Origin of the sequence: Pseudofrankia coriaricola, from assembly GCF_001854805.1 — a bacterium.
In the GTDB taxonomy this organism is placed as follows: domain Bacteria; phylum Actinomycetota; class Actinomycetes; order Frankiales; family Frankiaceae; genus Pseudofrankia.
The window spans coordinates 182200-197908 of record NZ_MBLO01000259.1 but is presented as its reverse complement, the minus strand read 5'-3'; the positions used below and the strand labels follow the sequence as shown (position 1 = coordinate 197908).

Genomic DNA, 15709 nt, shown 5'->3' with positions numbered 1-15709 from the left:
GCCAGGCCTCCCTCGGGTCGCTACGCGGACGTCAGGCGTCACCCTGCGTCTGTTGTGGCGGGTTGCCAGGTAGACTGATGAGGACTTCGGCCCATAACGAGGGGCCTTGACGAGGGGACCCAGTGCGTGGCGTACGACGCTAGTTCGATCAAGGTTCTCGAGGGTCTCGACGCGGTCCGCAAGCGGCCAGGCATGTACATCGGGTCCACCGGGGAGCGTGGCCTCCACCACCTCGTCTACGAGGTCGTGGACAACTCCGTCGACGAGGCGCTCGCCGGGTACTGCGACACCATCAAGGTGACGCTGCTCGCGGACGGTGGCGTGCGCGTCGTCGACAACGGTCGCGGCATCCCGGTCGGCATACATCCCACCGAGAAGAGGCCCACTGTCGAGGTCGTGCTCACGAAGCTGCACGCCGGCGGCAAGTTCGACGGCGAGTCCTACGCCGTCTCGGGCGGCCTGCACGGCGTCGGCATCAGCGTCGTCAACGCGCTGTCGACCAGGCTCGATGTCGCGATCAAGGTCGACGGCTTCGCCTGGGCCCAGACGTACACCGCGCAGCGTCCCGGCCCGCTGGAGAAGGGCGCGCCGCTGAAGCGGAGCGAGCGCACCGGCACGACGGTCACCTTCTGGGCCGACTCGGGGATCTTCGAGACTCTCGAGTACAAGTACGAGACCCTCTACCGGCGCCTGCAGGAGATGGCCTTCCTGAACAAGGGCATCTCGATCTCGCTGCGTGACGAGCGCGGCGAGGAGCCGGTCGAGGTCACGTTCATGTACGAGAACGGCCTCGCCGATTTCGTCACCCACCTGAACGCGACGAAGGAGCCGATCCACAAGACGATCATCGCGCTTGACGCCAAGGGCAAGGGCATCGAGGCCGAGCTCGCGATGCAGTGGAACGCCGGCTACAACGAGTCGGTCTACACGTTCGCGAACACGATCAACACGCACGAGGGCGGCACGCACGAGGAGGGCTTCCGGGCGGCGCTCACCAGCGCGGTGAACGTCTACGCCAAGGAGCAGAACCTCCTCAAGCCCGTCAAGGCCGGCGCGAAGAACGCCGACGAGCGGCTCTCCGGCGACGACATCCGTGAGGGCCTTACCGCGATCATCTCCGTCAAGCTCGCCGAGCCGCAGTTCGAGGGCCAGACGAAGACGAAGCTCGGTAACACCGAGGCGAAGAAGTTCGTCCAGGAGATGTGCTACTCCGCGCTGCGGGACTGGTTCGACGCGAACCGGGTCGAGGCACGGGCCATCGTCTCCAAGTCGCTCGACGCGCAGCGCGCCCGGATCGCCGCCCGCGCCGCCCGCGACCTGACCCGGCGCAAGGGCCTGCTCGGCGGCACCGGCCTGCCCGGCAAGCTGTCCGACTGCCAGTACACCGACCCGGAGCGCTGCGAGGTCTACATCGTCGAGGGCGACTCGGCCGGCGGCTCCGCCAAGGGCGGGCGCGACTCGAAGTTCCAGGCGATCCTGCCGCTGCGTGGCAAGATCCTCAACGTCGAGAAGGCCCGCATCGACCGGGTGCTCAAGAACGCGGAGGTCCAGGCGCTGATCCAGGCGCTCGGTACCGGCATTCACGACGAGTTCGACATCGCCAAGCTGCGCTATCACAAGATCGTGCTGATGGCCGACGCCGACGTCGACGGCCAGCACATCCGGACGCTGCTGCTGACGTTGCTGTTCCGGTTCATGCGCCCGCTTGTCGAGGCGGGCCACGTCTTCCTCGCCCAGCCCCCGCTCTACAAGATCAAGTGGGGTCGCGAGGACTGGGAGTACGCGTACTCCGACCGGGAGCGCGACGGGCTGGTCCAGCGCGGCGTCGAGACCGGTCGCAAGCTGCCCAAGGACGCGATCCAGCGGTTCAAGGGTCTCGGCGAGATGAACGCGACCGAGCTGTGGGACACCACCATGGACCCGGACAAGCGCATCCTGCTGCAGGTCACGCTCGACGACGCCGCCGTGGCCGACGAGCTGTTCAGCGTCCTGATGGGTGAGGACGTCGACGCCCGTCGCAGCTTCATCCAGCGCAACGCCAAGGACGTCCGCTTCCTCGACATCTGATCGGGGCGAACCCTGTTCGCCGCCCTTCGGGCGGCTTCCCGTAGCCGATCAGATCATGTCTGCCCAGGGGGGCGACCCCCTGGAACCCCCGATGTCGGGCTTCGCCCGACGAGGGGCGTCGACCAGGGGACCGCTGACGCGGGGGCGGTTGGACCTCCACGGCGGCTGGCTGGCAAGCACGCTGGCCACGATTGATGGCACTAACTGCGACATAGCGCATTAACCGACTAGTTCCGTGCTGTCGGGGTAATAACCGACAGGTTCCGTACTGCCCTGGAAGGACATCGTGGTCGACGTACTACCGCCGCCTGGCGACCGGATCGAGCCGATCGGCATCGAAGTCGAGATGCAGCGGTCGTACCTCGACTACGCGATGTCGGTCATCGTCGGGCGCGCCCTGCCCGAGGTCCGCGACGGCCTCAAGCCCGTGCACCGCCGGGTGCTCTATGCCATGTACGACGGTGGCTACCGCCCGGACCGGGGGTACTTCAAGTGCTCCCGCATCGTGGGTGACGTCATGGGTAACTACCACCCCCACGGCGACACGGCGATCTACGACACCCTGGTGCGGCTCGCGCAGCCGTGGTCGTTGCGCTACCCGCTCGTCGACGGGAACGGCAACTTCGGCTCGCCGGGCAACGACCCGCCGGCCGCCATGCGGTACACCGAGGCCCGGATGGCCGCGCTGGCCATGGAGATGCTGCGCGACATCGACGCGGATACCGTCGACTTCGCGCCGAACTACGACGGGCGCTCCCAGGAGCCGCTGGTCCTGCCCAGCCGGTTCCCGAACCTGCTCGTCAACGGCGCGGGCGGCATCGCGGTCGGCATGGCGACGAACATCCCTCCGCACAACCTGCGCGAGGTCGCCGGCGGCGTCCAGTGGGCCCTCGACCACCCGGACGCCACCGACGAGGAACTGCTCGAGGCGCTCATCGGCATCGTCAAGGGCCCCGACTTCCCGACCTCCGGCCTCATCGTCGGCCGCTCCGGGATCGAGGACGCCTACCGCACCGGCCGCGGCAGCATCCGGATGCGCGCCATCGTCAACGTCGAGGAGAACAAGGGCCGCACCCAGCTCGTCGTCACCGAGCTGCCCTACCAGGTCAACCCGGACAACCTCGCCGAGAAGATCGCCGAGCTGGTCCGCGACAACAGGGTCTCCGGCATTGCCGACGTCCGGGACGAGACCTCGGCCCGCATCGGTCAGCGCCTGGTCATCGACCTCAAGCGCGACGCCGTCGCCAAGGTCGTGCTGAACAACCTGTACAAGCACACCCAGCTGCAGGACACCTTCGGTGCCAACATGCTGGCGATCGTCGACGGCGTGCCGCGGACCCTGCGGCTCGACCAGATGATCCGCTACTACGTCGAGCACCAGGTCGACGTCATCGTCCGGCGGACCCGCTACCAGCTGCGCAAGGCCCAAGAGCGTCTGCATGTCCTCAAGGGTCTGCTCATGGCGCTCGATCATCTGGACGCCGTGATCGCGCTGATTCGCAATGCCGAGTCGGCCGACGCCGCCCGGCAGCAGCTGATGAACGGTGAATACGCCACTGGTCAATACGCCCAGATGGCGGGCACTGTCGCTCCTGGCCAGGACTATCGGCTCTCCGAGATCCAGGCGACTGCGATCCTGGACATGCAGCTGCGCCGGCTCGCCGCCCTGGAGCGGCAGCGGATCATCGACGAGGCCGCCGAGCTGGAGGCTCGGATTGCCGAGCTGGAGGCCATCCTCGCCTCGCCGCAGCGGCAGCGCGAGATCATCAGCGAGGAGCTCAAGGAGGTCGTCGACAAGTTCGGCGACGAGCGGCGCACCCGGATCGTGCCGTTCGAAGGCGAGATGTCGATCGAGGACCTGATCGCCCAGGAAGATGTCGTCGTCACGGTCACCCGGGGCGGCTACGCCAAGCGCACCAAGACCGACCTGTACCGCTCGCAGCGGCGCGGCGGCAAGGGCGTGCAGGGCGCCGCGCTGCGCGAGGACGACATCGTCGAGCACTTCTTCGTCACCACCACGCACCACTGGCTGCTGTTCTTCACGAACAAGGGCCGGGTGTACCGGGCCAAGGCGCACGAGCTGCCCGAGCAGGCTCGCAGCGCCAAGGGCCAGCACGTGGCGAACATTCTCGCCTTCGGCCAGGACGAGCGCATCGCCGAGGTGATGGCGATTCAGGACTATCAGGCCGCGCCCTACCTGGTGCTCGCCACCAAGCGCGGGCTGTGCAAGAAGTCCGCGCTCGTCGACTTCGACTCGAACCGCACCGGCGGCCTCGTCGCGATCAACCTGCGCGAGGACGACGAGGTGATCGGTGCCAGGCTCGTCGGCGCCGAGGACGACCTGCTGCTGGTCAGCCGCAACGCCCAGTCGATCCGGTTCCACGCCGACGACGAGCAGCTGCGCCCGATGGGCCGCGCCACCGCCGGAGTGATCGGCATGCGGTTCGACGCCACCGACGAGCTGCTCTCGATCGCCGTGGTCAAGGCGGACCTGCGGGCCGACCTGCTGGTGGCGACCAGTCGCGGCTACGCCAAGCGGACGCCGCTGGGCGAATACCCGATCCAGGGCCGCGGGGGCAAGGGCGTGCTTACCGCGAAGATTGTTCCCAGCCGTGGCAACCTGGTCGGCGCGCTCGTCGTCGAGCCTGACGATCAGCTCTATGCCATCGCGTCGAACGGCGGCGTGTTGCGTACCGTGGCCAAGGACGTTCGTCGGGCACAGCGCCAGACGATGGGCGTGAAGCTGATCGACCTTGAGCCCGGTGTGCAGGTCGTGGGTGTCGCGCGTAATGCTGATGCCGAGGACGTCGATGGCGACGAGCCGGCGGCCGGCTGACCTGCGGGGCTGACGGGGAGCTGAGGGGAGACGCGTGAGCGACAAGGACGAACGGCCGGGCAGGTCCGGCGCGCTCCCAGGGACCGCCACCGACGGCGAGAACCCTGATCCGAGCGCCGGCAACCCGTTCTTCGAACGGCAGGGGAGCAAGACGGACGCGGACACCGGCCGGCCGGCCGCCGACGCGACTCCTGCCAGGACGGCGACGAAGACACCCACGGCGCCAGGGGCCGGCTCGGGCAGCCCCGAGGATGACAAGACCGCGGTGGTGCGAGCCGTCGCCCCGTCGTCGGCGCCGGCCACGGCGAAGAAGAACGCGGCGAAAACGACCACTCTGGACACGGCGCCGGCGAAGGCGCCACCGGCCTCCGCGGCCACCACGACTGTCGCTACTCCGGTCGCACCCCCTCCGCTCGTCGACAAGGGTGGTTCGCACCGCGCCGACCGGTCGGAGCCTTATGCCGCGACTGGCCGTGGCGCGCCGGCCAAACCGGCCGGAGCGGACCAGCAGGCGCAACCTCCGCGCGACCCCGACACGATGGCCATCGTGCGTAACCCAGCCCGGGGCCCGGACAAGGCGCGTGACACCAGCCGGGATGCCCGTGCCCGCGGTGGTGATGTTCCCGAGCGTGCGGAGCGGGACCGGCCAGGGCGCTCCGCGCCACGGCCAGAACGCTCCGACCGTCCGGCCACGGGCGCCGATACCCGTAAGGTCGCCGCCGTGGCCGCCCCCAGCCCCGACCCGGACCGGACCCGCGCCGAGCCGGCGAAGCCCGACCTGGCCAAGCCGTCCCGTGGGCCCGCCGTCCCGGCCGAACGCGTGCCGGCACCAACCTCCGGCTCCCGCCCCCTCGGTCCTGCCGGTGGCCCGGGGCCTGACCGGGGCCGGCCCGCCGCCGACCAGGAGTGGGCGAGGCCGCCGCGCGCCGACCGGCAGGAGCCCGGCGGCGTCGCCGGTCCCCCCGGTCCCCCCGGACGTCCCGGACATCCCGCCCATCCGGTTCAGCCTGGCCGGTACGACCGGCCCGAGCCGGTGCGCCAGGACTACCAGGACGACTACCTGGGCGGCGAGGACGACCTCAGCCGGGCTGGTCGGCGGGCCAAGCTAAGGCTCACCCGGGTCAGCCCGCTGACCGTGACCAGGCTGGCGTTCGCGTTCTCGCTCTGCGTCTTCCTCGTCGTCATGGTCGCCATCGCGGTGCTCTGGTTCGTCCTGAACTCGATCGGTGTCTTCGACAGCATCGTCGAGGCGGCCGGCACCTTGACCACCGACGAGAGCAGCAACGTCGGCTCCTGGCTGTCGTTCGGCCGCGCCATGCAGATCAGCCTGCTCATCGGCGCGATCAACGTCATCCTGATCACACTGCTGTCGACCCTCGGCGCACTTCTCTACAACCTCTGCTCCGACATGATCGGCGGCATCGAGGTCACCCTCAGCGACCGCTAGTGGCGGCCGGCGGCGCCGCCCACAGCGGCGCCGCCATCCTGTACTCTTGGCACCGGCAGGCCGTACCCCCTTGGGGCCGGCCTGTAGGCTCGCTATATAGATGTGGCATCTGGACCTATAGCTCAGTCGGTTAGAGCGCTTCCCTGATAAGGAAGAGGCCGGTGGTTCAAGTCCACCTAGGTCCACGCGCCGGCCTCTCCTGCTCGCTGACTTGGTCAGCTTCGCCGAGGGCCGTTATTTTGCCCCGGGGCCGAGCCCCGGACCCCACGCCAGGGGGCTTCGCCCCCTGGACCCCCGCGTAGGCCGGATTGCTTCCTGGCTGCTGTGTGAGGCTGATCCCGCGTTTGGGGGCTTCGCCCCCTTGCCCCCTGGCGGCTTCGCTTTGGTTGGGGCTGTTTGCTGGCTGTTTCGGCTGGGGCCCGTGCCTGGGGCTTCGCCCCTTGCCCCCTGGCTTCGCTTTGGTGGGGCTGCTTGCTGGTTGTTCGGCTGAGGGTTGGGTCTCGTGCCGGGGGCTTCGCCCCTTGCCCCCTGGCGGCTTCGCTTTGGTTGGGGCTGTTTGCTGGCTGTTTCGGCTGGGGCCCGTGCCTGGGGCTTCGCCTCTTGGGGGTCCGCCTGGCTTGCTTTGGTTGGGGCTGCTCTCTGGGTGCCGGTAATGCTGCGCTGGGGCCGAGCCGCGGAGCGGGGCGCCAAGGGGTTCGCTGCCTGGGCCCGGTTGTACGGCCTGGTTGGGGGCGGGATTCTGGGATTTCGGGTGGAAGTTTTTCGTCGTCTGACGGGATTTCTTCTTGTCTTGTTTTTCTGTAGCTGGTTTGTTGGCCTTTACGGGGCTGCGGGTGAGGCTGGTGGGGTGATCGTCGCCGCGTCCACCGTGATGGGGGCGAGGCTGCCCGTTCGCGAGGTGCCGGCGCTTACTGGCGCCGGTCATCTCGACGGGGGACGAGGCCGGTCGGTCCAGCGCGAGGGGGTGCCTGAGTCGGAGAGTTCGGGCTCGGAGCGATCGCCGAGCGGGGGAGTCGAGGCGGGGCTGCGCTCAGCGACTATCCGATTGCTTACTTTAGGTGATATGCGACTACTATGGGTATTTGTGCTTTGACGCTGTCGGTGAGGGGACAGGGAATCGGGCTGGTCGGTTCGTCAGTGGTGGACCGAACCGTTACGAGCCGTCCGTGAGGTCGGGGAGCAGGTCCGATGTGCAGGAAGATCGGGCGAATCTGTCCTAATGTGACAAGTAGCGGCGCTGCTCTCGACCGGTAGGCGAGAGGGAGCCTGAGCCATGGGAGGGGCACCGTTGCGGATCGCGTTGCTGTCGTACCGCAGTCTCCCGACCTGCGGGGGCCAGGGTGTGTACATCCGCCAGCTGTCCCGTCAGCTCATCGGGCTCGGCCATCAGGTGACGGTGGTCAGCGGGCCTCCGTACCCGGACGTGGATGACGGGGTCGAGCTGCAGCGGCTGCCGAGCCTGGACCTGTGGGGCGAGGCGGACCCCTTCCGCTGGCCGTCGCCGCGTGAACTGCGCGACGTGGCCTCGCTGACGGAGTTCGTGATGATGCGGACGGGACAGTTCTCCGAGCCGCTCGCGTTCAGTCTGCGTGCGTACCAGGCGCTGCGGCCCCGTAAGGGCGTCCCGCCGCCGTTCGACATCGTGCACGACAACCAGACCCTGGGCTACGGGATGCTGAGGCTGCGCCAGGCACTGGCGCCGCACGGCGTTCCGCTGGTCGCGACGGTGCACCATCCGATCACCGTCGATCGCCGGCTGCACTTGGAGGCGACGAAGGGGGCGAAGGCCCGCTTCGGCGTCCGTCGCTGGTATTCGTTCCTGCCCATGCAGGCCCGGGTCGCCCGCCGGCTGGATGGCATTGTCATCCCGTCGGAGAGCTCGCGCACCGACATCATCGCGGACATGGGCCTCACGTCCGACCGGATGCACACCGTTCCGCTCGGCACCGACCACGAGGCGTTCTCGCCGAACCCGTCTATTCCCAAGGTTCCCGGTCGGATCGCGGTCGTCACCAGCGCCGACGTCCCGCTCAAGGGGCTTCTGGTGCTGCTGGAGGCGCTGGCGAAGATCAGAGCCGAGCGGGAGGACGCGCACGTCGTCTGCGTCGGCAAGGCCCGTCCCGGTGGCGCCGCCGCGCGCCAGGTGAGCGAGCTGGGCCTGACCGATGCGGTCACCTTCCGGTCCAACCTCGAACAGTCCGAACTCGTCGACCTGCTGCGGTCCGCCGAGGTCGCGGCCGTGCCCTCCCTCTACGAGGGTTTCAGCCTGCCGGCCGTCGAGGAGATGGCCTGCGGCCTGCCGCTCGTCGCGACCACCGCCGGAGCACTGCCGGAGGTGACGGGCCCGGACGGCGAGGCGGCCCTCACCGTGCCGCCGGGCGACGCGGACGCCCTGGCCGTGGCCATCAGCCGGCTGCTCGGCGACCCGGAGCTTCGGGCTCGCCTTGGCGCCGGCGGGCGCCGTCGCGTCGAGGAGCGGTTCTCCTGGCAGGTGGCGAGCGCCGCGACGGCCGACTGGTACGCCGAGCGAGTCGCGGCGCTTCGGTAACCAATGCTGACAGTTGACTTCAACCAGTTCCCGGTAGGCCCCGGCGAGCGTGTGCTCGACCTCGGCTGCGGGGCCGGACGGCATGCGTTCGAGGCCTATCGCCGCGGCGCCGACGTCGTGGCGCTCGACTACTCGTTCGGCGACGTGGTGGCCGTGGGCGGCATGCTCGCCGCGATGGCCGCCGAAGGCCAGGTGCCGGAGCGAGCGAGGGCGGGCGCCGTGCGTGGCGACGCGTTCCGCCTGCCGTTCGCGGACGCGACGTTCGACCGGGTGATCGCGGCCGAGATCCTCGAGCACCTGCCGGCGGATGAGAAGGCGATGGCCGAGTTGGTCCGGGTGCTGCGACCCGGCGGGCTCGCGGCCGTGACCGTGCCGGCCTGGCTGCCGGAACGGGTGTGCTGGGGCCTGTCCACCGGCTACCACTCCGTCGAGGGCGGCCATGTGCGTATCTACCGCCGGGGCGAGTTGCGTGGCCGGCTGACGGCCGCCGGCCTGGAGTACGTCGGCGGCCACCAGGCCCACGCGCTGCACTCGCCGTACTGGTGGCTACGTTGTCTCGTCGGTGTCCACGACGACGACCATCCGGCCACGAAGCTTTACCACCGCCTTCTGGTGTGGGACATGATGAAGCGCCCCAGGCTGACCCGGTGGACCGAGCAGGCGCTCAACCCGGTGCTCGGGAAGAGCGTGGTGCTCTACCTGTGCAAACCGCCCGTCGCGGCCGGGATGGCGTCGGAGCTGATGGAGGCTCAGGCGGCGGTCGCCACGTTCACGAAGCTGGAGGAGACCAGGCGTGGTGTCGGCTGAGCAGCCCGATCCGCACCTGCTCCGGCCGGACGGGCTCACGATGCCCGACCGGCCCGACCGGCCCGGTCAGCGGCCGGGTTGGCCCGAACAGATCAGGCGGCCCGATCGCCCGGCCCGGCCCGCGCCGGCGCCGTGGCCCGCGCCGTTGCTGAGCCGCGCCGAGATCGTCGCGACGGCCGACGCGCTTGTCGCCATGCAGGAGCCGGACGGCGCGATCCCCTGGTTCGCCGGCGGCCACACCGAGGCCTGGGACCATCTCGAATGCGTGATGGCGCTCGAGATCGGCGGCCGGCAGGACGCGGCCCAGCGGGGCTGGGACTGGCTGGTGCGCAACCAGCGCCCCGACGGCTCGTGGGCGGGCAGCACGGTGGGCGGCGTCGTCAAGCAGGACCACGCCGACAGCAACCAGTGCGCCTACGTCGCCACCGCGGTCTGGCACCACTGGCGGCGCACCGGCGACCGCGCGTTCGTTGCCCGGATGTGGCCCGTGGTCCGGGCCGCGCTGGACTTCGTGGTCGACATGCAGGCTCCCAGCGGCCAGATCTGGTGGGCCCGGTCGGCCGACGGCAGCGACTACCCGGCGGCCCTGGTCACCGGATGCGCCAGCACCCTGCACAGCCTGCGCTGTGGGCTTGGCCTCGCCAACCTCGTCGGCGAGGCGCAGCCAGGCTGGGAACTGGCCACCGGCGCGCTCGCGCACGCGGTGCGTGCCCACCCCGAGTACTTCCTGCCGACCGATCGCTGGTCGATGGACTGGTACTACCCGGTGATCGGCGGCGCGCTCAAGGGCGCCGAGGGCCTGGCCCGGCTACGCGAGCGCTGGGACGACTTCGTCGTCGACGGCCTGGGTATCCGGTGTGTCGACGACGAGCCATGGGTCACCGGCGCCGAGACGTGCGAACTCGCGATCGCGATGCACCTGGCCGGGGAGACGGCCGCGGCGCGCACACTCGTCGACGACATGCAGCACCTGCGCCACGACGACGGCGCCTACTGGACCGGCTGGCAGTTCGAGACCGGCTGCCACTGGCCGGTGGAACACAGCTCCTACACGGCGGCCGCCGTCATCCTCGCCGTCGACGTGCTCGCCGGCGGCGTCAGCGAGGCGGTCTTCCGCGGCGACGACCTGCCCGAGCCGATGACCATCCTGGAGCCCATCCAGCCCGGGGACAGATCCCATCCCGGGGCCGCGGCCCTGCCGGTGGGCCGGATCCCGCCGCTTCCGCGTAGCGGGGAACAGCTGGAACTGGCCTGCGACTGCGAGCCGGCCCCGCTGCTCGCCACCTGGGCCAGCGGCCCGCTCGCCGAGCGCCTCACCGAGGGCGGGCGCGAGAGCACCCGCCTGTCGGGGTGAGGCGCTGGACGCGCTCGCCCCGTGTCGGGCGCTGGGCGCCCTCCCCGCGTGGTTCCGGGCCCAGGCATATGGCGGTGGTAGGGCTTGGACTGGGCTGACGACGTGGCTGGCAGACCTCCCAGATCGGCTTCGCCGATCCGGCAGGGACCCCGGGCATTGCGCCGATGCGCTGTCGCCACGTGTGGCTGAGATCCGATGCGCTGTCGCCACGTGTGGCTGAGATCCGTTTACTGGTCGCTGGGACGGTGTCGCGGGCCATCGCGGCTGGACATCCGGGCCCGTAGGCGTATGACACGGGCCCGTCTGGCTCAAAACCCATGGGGCGGCCGCGTTGGCGCAGCGCTGATTTGTTGCCACTGGGCCGTGGTGGCGTTGCCGGTTCCCTGTCGCTGGGTATGGCGAGGTCGCTGGCGGCCCAGATGGGCTCGTTACTTTGGGTATCCGTTCAGTGGCAGTTAATGGAAGTTAACTGGCAATAAAGCAGGTAGCCGGGCCAGTCGGGGATTGGCGGGCGGGTGGCTCGCTAGGGGACGCGATCGAGGACGCGCAGGGAGCCGGTGCGGGAGCGCTCCTTGAAACCGTCGTCCAGCGCTCGCAAGAAGATGTGGTACGGGGCCTGGCCGCCGTCCGCGGGGTCGGGGAACACGTCGTGGATGAGCAGCGTGCCGCCCGGCGCGACGTGGTGCGCCCACGCCTCGTAGTCCGCCTGGGCCTGGTACTCGGCGTGCCCGCCGTCGATGAACAGCAGGGAGACGGGTGTCGTCCACCAGCCGCCGACCTGCTCCGTGCGTCCGATGACGAGGGTGACGACGTCCTCCACGCCCGCGTCCTCGAGGTTGCGGCGCAGGAAGGGCAGCGTGTCCATCCGGCCGGTGCGCGGGTCGACCACCGTCGGGTCGTGGTGCTCCCAGCCGGCCTGGTTCTCGTCCGAGCCGCGGTGGTGGTCGACCGTCACGACCTGGGCCCCCGCCTCCCGAGCGGCCGCCGCAAGGTAGATCGTCGACTTCCCGCAGTAGGAGCCGACCTCGAGGATCAGCCCACCCGCCGGCACCGTTCTCGCCGCGGCATAGAGCGCGTCACCCTCGTCCTCCGGCATGAACCCCTTCGCGGCCAACGCCGCCCGCCGCAGCCCCTTATCCACAAGGTAGGTACTACCAGAAACGGGCCCGTCGATCCGCCGCCCCGGCTCGCCCCCACAGGCCATGATCGCCAGCCGTCCGTGAAAGAGCGCGGAAACGGGCCCGTAGGCGGACCATCCGAAGATGATCGGTTGGTCATTTTCGACGCCGATTGTCAACTGGGGCAGGCGGACCGTCGAGGACGACTCCGTCACCGCGGAGCGGGCCCGCCGGGGGAACCAGCTGCCAGCTGCCAGGCGACGCGGTCAGCTTGTGCGGTCGGGGTCGCTGACCGGCGGCATGGCGCGGGCCCACTCGGCCCAGTCGGCCAGGGCCTGGAAGAGCCGGACGCCGGCTTCGGCCGCGATGCGGATCGACCGGGTCTGCGGGCTGTCACCGTAGTCGCCGCGATCCTTGGCGGTGGTGTGCTCGCGGTAGAGGTTCGCCTGCTCGGCGAAGTAGCGGCCTTCCCGTTCGAGATGGGCGTCGAGGTCGTCGGGCGCCATCAGCCAGAAGAACACGGAACGTAGCAGGGGCTCAATGCGCAAGGTGTGGTCGACCTCGCCTTCGGTGAGCCAGCGGCGGACCTCGTCGAGACCGGCGCCGGTGATGCCGTACGCCTTTCGCCCCCTCGGTCCTCGGCTCTCCACCTCGATCAGGCCCGCATCGGCCAGACGGCCGAGCTCGGCATAGATCTGAGGATGCTGAGCGGGCCAGATCGGCCCGAGGGTCTCCTGAAACCGGCGGGTGAGGTCGTAGCCGCTGGCCGGTCCCTCGGCCAGCAACCCAAGCAGCCCATGTCGTAGGGACACCCTCACCCGCTCCCGTCGGTAGACACATGTACACCTTGACACGTCGGCAGCACCACGTGGATGCTCGCACCTGTCTCAACCAACATGTCACTTCATTCATGTGAGGCTTCCGTGTCGCAGCCAACAGATCGCCCAGCGGTCCTCGTCACCGGCGCCGCCGGCGGCATCGGTACGGCCATCACCGAGACGCTCGCCAGGCGTGGTCTCCACGTCTACGCGGCCGTGCGCGGCGGTGGTGAGCACCTGAAGGGCCTTCCGAACGTCGACATCGTGGGCTTGGACGTCACCGACCGAGGCAGCGTTCGCGCCGCGGCCGAGCAGGTCACCGCCGCGCGGCGGGACAGGGGTCTGCGAGCGGTGGTGAACAACGCCGGAGTGATTGTCCACGGCCCGGTCGAGCTGGTCGCCGCCGCCGAACTGGAACGCCAGTTCGCCGTCAACGTCTTCGGCGCGGTCGAGGTCGCGCAGGCGTTTCTTCCGTTGCTGCGAGCGGGCCGCGGCCGCCTGGTGAACATCAGCGCCCCGAGCGCGAGCGTCGCGATCCCCTTCGCCGGACCGATCTCGGCGAGCAAGGCGGCACTCGACTCGTTCTCCGACGCCGCCCGCGTCGAACTGGCGCCCTGGGGCATTCACGTCGTGACCGTCGTCCCCGGAGCTATCGAGACCCCGATCTTCACCAAGGCCGACGCCGCCGCGCAGGCCGCGCTGCGCGACGCGGACCCGGGCAAGGTCGCCCTGTACAGCCGTCAGCTCGAAGCCGTCGCCGGCGCGCAGGCGGCGATGAGGACCTCGAAGCCCCAGACCGTCGCCGACACCGTTCTGCGCGCGATCGAGGCCTCGAAGCCGAAGGCCTACTACCTCGCCAATGCCGATGCCCGCGCCGCGGCGATGCTGTCCCGCCTTCCGACTCGGACCAAGGACCGCCTTCTGACCCGCATGCTCGGCCTGCGCAAGACGGCTCCAGTGGCGTCATAGCGCCTGGACGCGCCTCCGGCTGTCCGGCCATCCCCGGACTCGGCGATCTCCGGATTCCAGAGCCGCGCGATCCCTGTTCCAGAGCCGCGCGATCCCTTTCCTGGCTACGGTGGGAGCTTGTGAATCGTCCCGCTTCGGAGCGTCATTGGGTCGACTGGCACCGGCGGTACGACGTCACGGGGTCGTCGCTGAGCCGTCGCCTCGCCATCGTCCAGCGGCGCATCCGGCAGGCCCTGGACGACCAGCCACCGGGGCAGATCCGGGTGCTGAGCATGTGCGCGGGCCAGGGCCGCGACATCCTGGGCGCACTGGTCGACCATGAGCGTCGTGACGACGTCCGGGCCAGGCTCGTCGAGCTCGACCCCGATCTTGCCACCGACGCGGAGCGGGCGGCGAGGTCCGCCGGCCTGGATGGTGTACGGGTCGTGGTCGGGGACGCATCGGACCTTGGTGCGTACGAGGGCATTGCGCCGGCGCACATCGCCCTGGTCTGCGGAGTGTTCGGCAATGTCAGCGACGCCGACGTGCGGCACACCGTCGAGCAGCTGCCCCGGCTGTGCCGGCCGGCCGCGACCGTGATCTGGACACGTCATCGCCGTTCACCTGATCTCACTCCCACCGTGCGCTCCTGGTTCGCCGCGACCGGGTTCGAGGAGGTGGGGTTCGACGTCGAGGACGGCTTCCTGATCGGTGTGGGAACCCACCGGCTGGTCGGACCGACGTTGCCGTACCGGCTCGACATCCGGCTGTTCGATTTCGTCGGTGACGGCGGCGGGGCCCACCTGTAGCGAGCAGGCGTCCGGGTCCGGTCCGGATCCGGGCCGGACCACGTTCGCGACGGCGGCGGTTTCGGCCGGCCCGCTCGGGGCGTCGCGCATCACCCGATGCGGACCGCCTCCGGAAGCTGGTAGACGGCGAACGGGGCGCCGATGACCGGCGCGGCAACGTTGCGTACCGCGGTGCCGGCGGGCGTCACGCCGACCTCGGTCCCGTAGTGCGCGTGGCCGTGCAGGGCCAGCGTGACCTGGCGCCGGGCGCCTGGGACCAGGTCGCGGGGGTGTTCGTCGCCTATCCGGTGGTCAGACGTCCCGGTCCCATGAACGTCGTCTGTCCTGGTCGTCGCGCCGGGCGGGGGTTCCCCGTCGATCGCCGCGCCGAGGAGGTGGCTGCCCAGGAACGGGTACAGCTCCAACGGCTCGCCTACGAGGGTGTCCCGGGTCGGCGCATAGTGCGTGAGCGCCACCCGCACGTCAACGTCGAGCTGCTCCAGCGCGCCTCGCAAGGCCTGCGCGGTCGTCGCGGCATGCCGGGCGAACGCCTTCATTTCCTGCTCACCGTGCGCGGTGGCCGCGCGGCCGGTGAAACCTCCAGCGAATCCCTTCACGCCGGCGATCCCGACCTGTCCTCCAGCGGTGTCGACGACCGTTGACGCCCCCTCCAGCACGGTCACGCCGGCGCCGGTCAGCATCTCTGCGAACGCCGCCTCTTCGCCGCGGTTGTAATCATGGTTCCCGAGAACGGCGATCACCGGCAGGTCCAGCCCACCGAACAGGTCGCGGGCCTCCGCGGCGGAATCGATACTGCCGTCCTCGGTCAGATCCCCGGCTAGAAGGAGGATGTCGGCCACGTCGGCCGCGCGCTCGTACAGAGGCCGAAGCCGGGCCGCGGAGCCGGTGGTGACGTGGAGATCTCCAACTGCCGCGATTCGGACCATGACCCGATCGTCCCCCGCGCTCGCCCACCGA

General features: G+C 69.9%; 11 protein-coding genes and 1 tRNA gene. 9 read left to right on the top strand and 3 right to left on the bottom strand.

Going from position 1 to position 15709, the window contains the following annotated elements:
• Nucleotides 1-126: 126 nt before the first annotated feature.
• The 7 genes from gyrB to BCD48_RS38905 all read left to right on the top strand — a co-directional run bounded on the left by gyrB (nucleotide 127) and on the right by BCD48_RS38905 (nucleotide 11059).
• On the top strand, nucleotides 127-2067 hold the full coding sequence (gene gyrB, locus BCD48_RS38935) for a DNA topoisomerase (ATP-hydrolyzing) subunit B (protein ID WP_071053382.1): 1941 nt from the start codon (nucleotides 127-129) through the stop codon (nucleotides 2065-2067).
• Nucleotides 2068-2353: 286 nt separating this feature from the next.
• Nucleotides 2354-4903 carry a DNA gyrase subunit A gene (gene gyrA, locus BCD48_RS38930; RefSeq protein WP_071053381.1) on the top strand — a complete coding sequence of 850 codons (2550 nt, stop codon included), beginning with the start codon at nucleotides 2354-2356 and terminating at the stop codon, nucleotides 4901-4903.
• Nucleotides 4904-4937: 34 nt separating this feature from the next.
• On the top strand, nucleotides 4938-6350 hold the full coding sequence (locus tag BCD48_RS38925) for a DUF3566 domain-containing protein (RefSeq protein WP_071053380.1): 1413 nt from the start codon (nucleotides 4938-4940) through the stop codon (nucleotides 6348-6350).
• Nucleotides 6351-6461: 111 nt separating this feature from the next.
• Nucleotides 6462-6535 (top strand) — tRNA-Ile (locus BCD48_RS38920).
• 1088 nt (nucleotides 6536-7623) lie between these two features.
• Entirely contained in the window at nucleotides 7624-8898 is a 1275-nt protein-coding gene (locus tag BCD48_RS38915; protein WP_071053379.1) for a glycosyltransferase family 4 protein, read from the top strand.
• A gap of 3 nt (nucleotides 8899-8901) precedes the next feature.
• Nucleotides 8902-9705, top strand: coding sequence for a class I SAM-dependent methyltransferase (locus BCD48_RS38910; protein ID WP_083419861.1), 804 nt, complete (start codon nucleotides 8902-8904; stop codon nucleotides 9703-9705).
• Complete coding sequence (locus BCD48_RS38905) at nucleotides 9692-11059, top strand: prenyltransferase/squalene oxidase repeat-containing protein (protein WP_083419860.1); 1368 nt, start codon at nucleotides 9692-9694, stop codon at nucleotides 11057-11059. Before BCD48_RS38910 ends, BCD48_RS38905 begins: the two co-directional genes overlap by 14 nt.
• 523 nt (nucleotides 11060-11582) lie before the next feature.
• On the opposite strand, the gene BCD48_RS38900 is transcribed toward BCD48_RS38905, so the two are convergent.
• Both BCD48_RS38900 and BCD48_RS38895 read right to left on the bottom strand, forming a co-directional pair.
• Complete coding sequence (locus BCD48_RS38900; RefSeq protein ID WP_071053451.1) at nucleotides 11583-12200, bottom strand: class I SAM-dependent methyltransferase; 618 nt, start codon at nucleotides 12198-12200, stop codon at nucleotides 11583-11585.
• Nucleotides 12201-12443: 243 nt separating this feature from the next.
• On the bottom strand, nucleotides 12444-12989 hold the full coding sequence (locus tag BCD48_RS38895) for a PadR family transcriptional regulator (protein WP_071053378.1): 546 nt from the start codon (nucleotides 12987-12989) through the stop codon (nucleotides 12444-12446).
• A gap of 111 nt (nucleotides 12990-13100) precedes the next feature.
• Here BCD48_RS38895 and BCD48_RS38890 point away from each other — a divergent pair, with 111 nt between their 5' ends.
• A complete protein-coding gene (locus tag BCD48_RS38890; RefSeq protein WP_241842328.1) occupies nucleotides 13101-13964 on the top strand; it encodes an SDR family NAD(P)-dependent oxidoreductase in 864 nt (287 codons plus the stop codon).
• A 119-nt stretch (nucleotides 13965-14083) separates the two neighbouring features.
• Nucleotides 14084-14752 carry a class I SAM-dependent methyltransferase family protein gene (locus tag BCD48_RS38885; protein WP_071053376.1) on the top strand — a complete coding sequence of 223 codons (669 nt, stop codon included), beginning with the start codon at nucleotides 14084-14086 and terminating at the stop codon, nucleotides 14750-14752.
• Nucleotides 14753-14841: 89 nt separating this feature from the next.
• Here BCD48_RS38885 and BCD48_RS38880 read toward each other — a convergent pair whose 3' ends face one another.
• On the bottom strand, nucleotides 14842-15678 hold the full coding sequence (locus tag BCD48_RS38880; protein ID WP_071053375.1) for a metallophosphoesterase family protein: 837 nt from the start codon (nucleotides 15676-15678) through the stop codon (nucleotides 14842-14844).
• Nucleotides 15679-15709 lie beyond the last annotated feature (31 nt).

Excerpts from the sequence above, each read along its gene's own strand:
- BCD48_RS38915 (WP_071053379.1), top strand. The coding sequence starts at position 7,624 with ATGGGAGGGGCACCGTTGCGGATCGCGTTGCTGTCGTACCGCAGTCTC.
- BCD48_RS38910 (WP_083419861.1), top strand. The coding sequence starts at position 8,902 with ATGCTGACAGTTGACTTCAACCAGTTCCCGGTAGGCCCCGGCGAGCGT.
- BCD48_RS38880 (WP_071053375.1), bottom strand. The coding sequence starts at position 15,678 with ATGGTCCGAATCGCGGCAGTTGGAGATCTCCACGTCACCACCGGCTCC.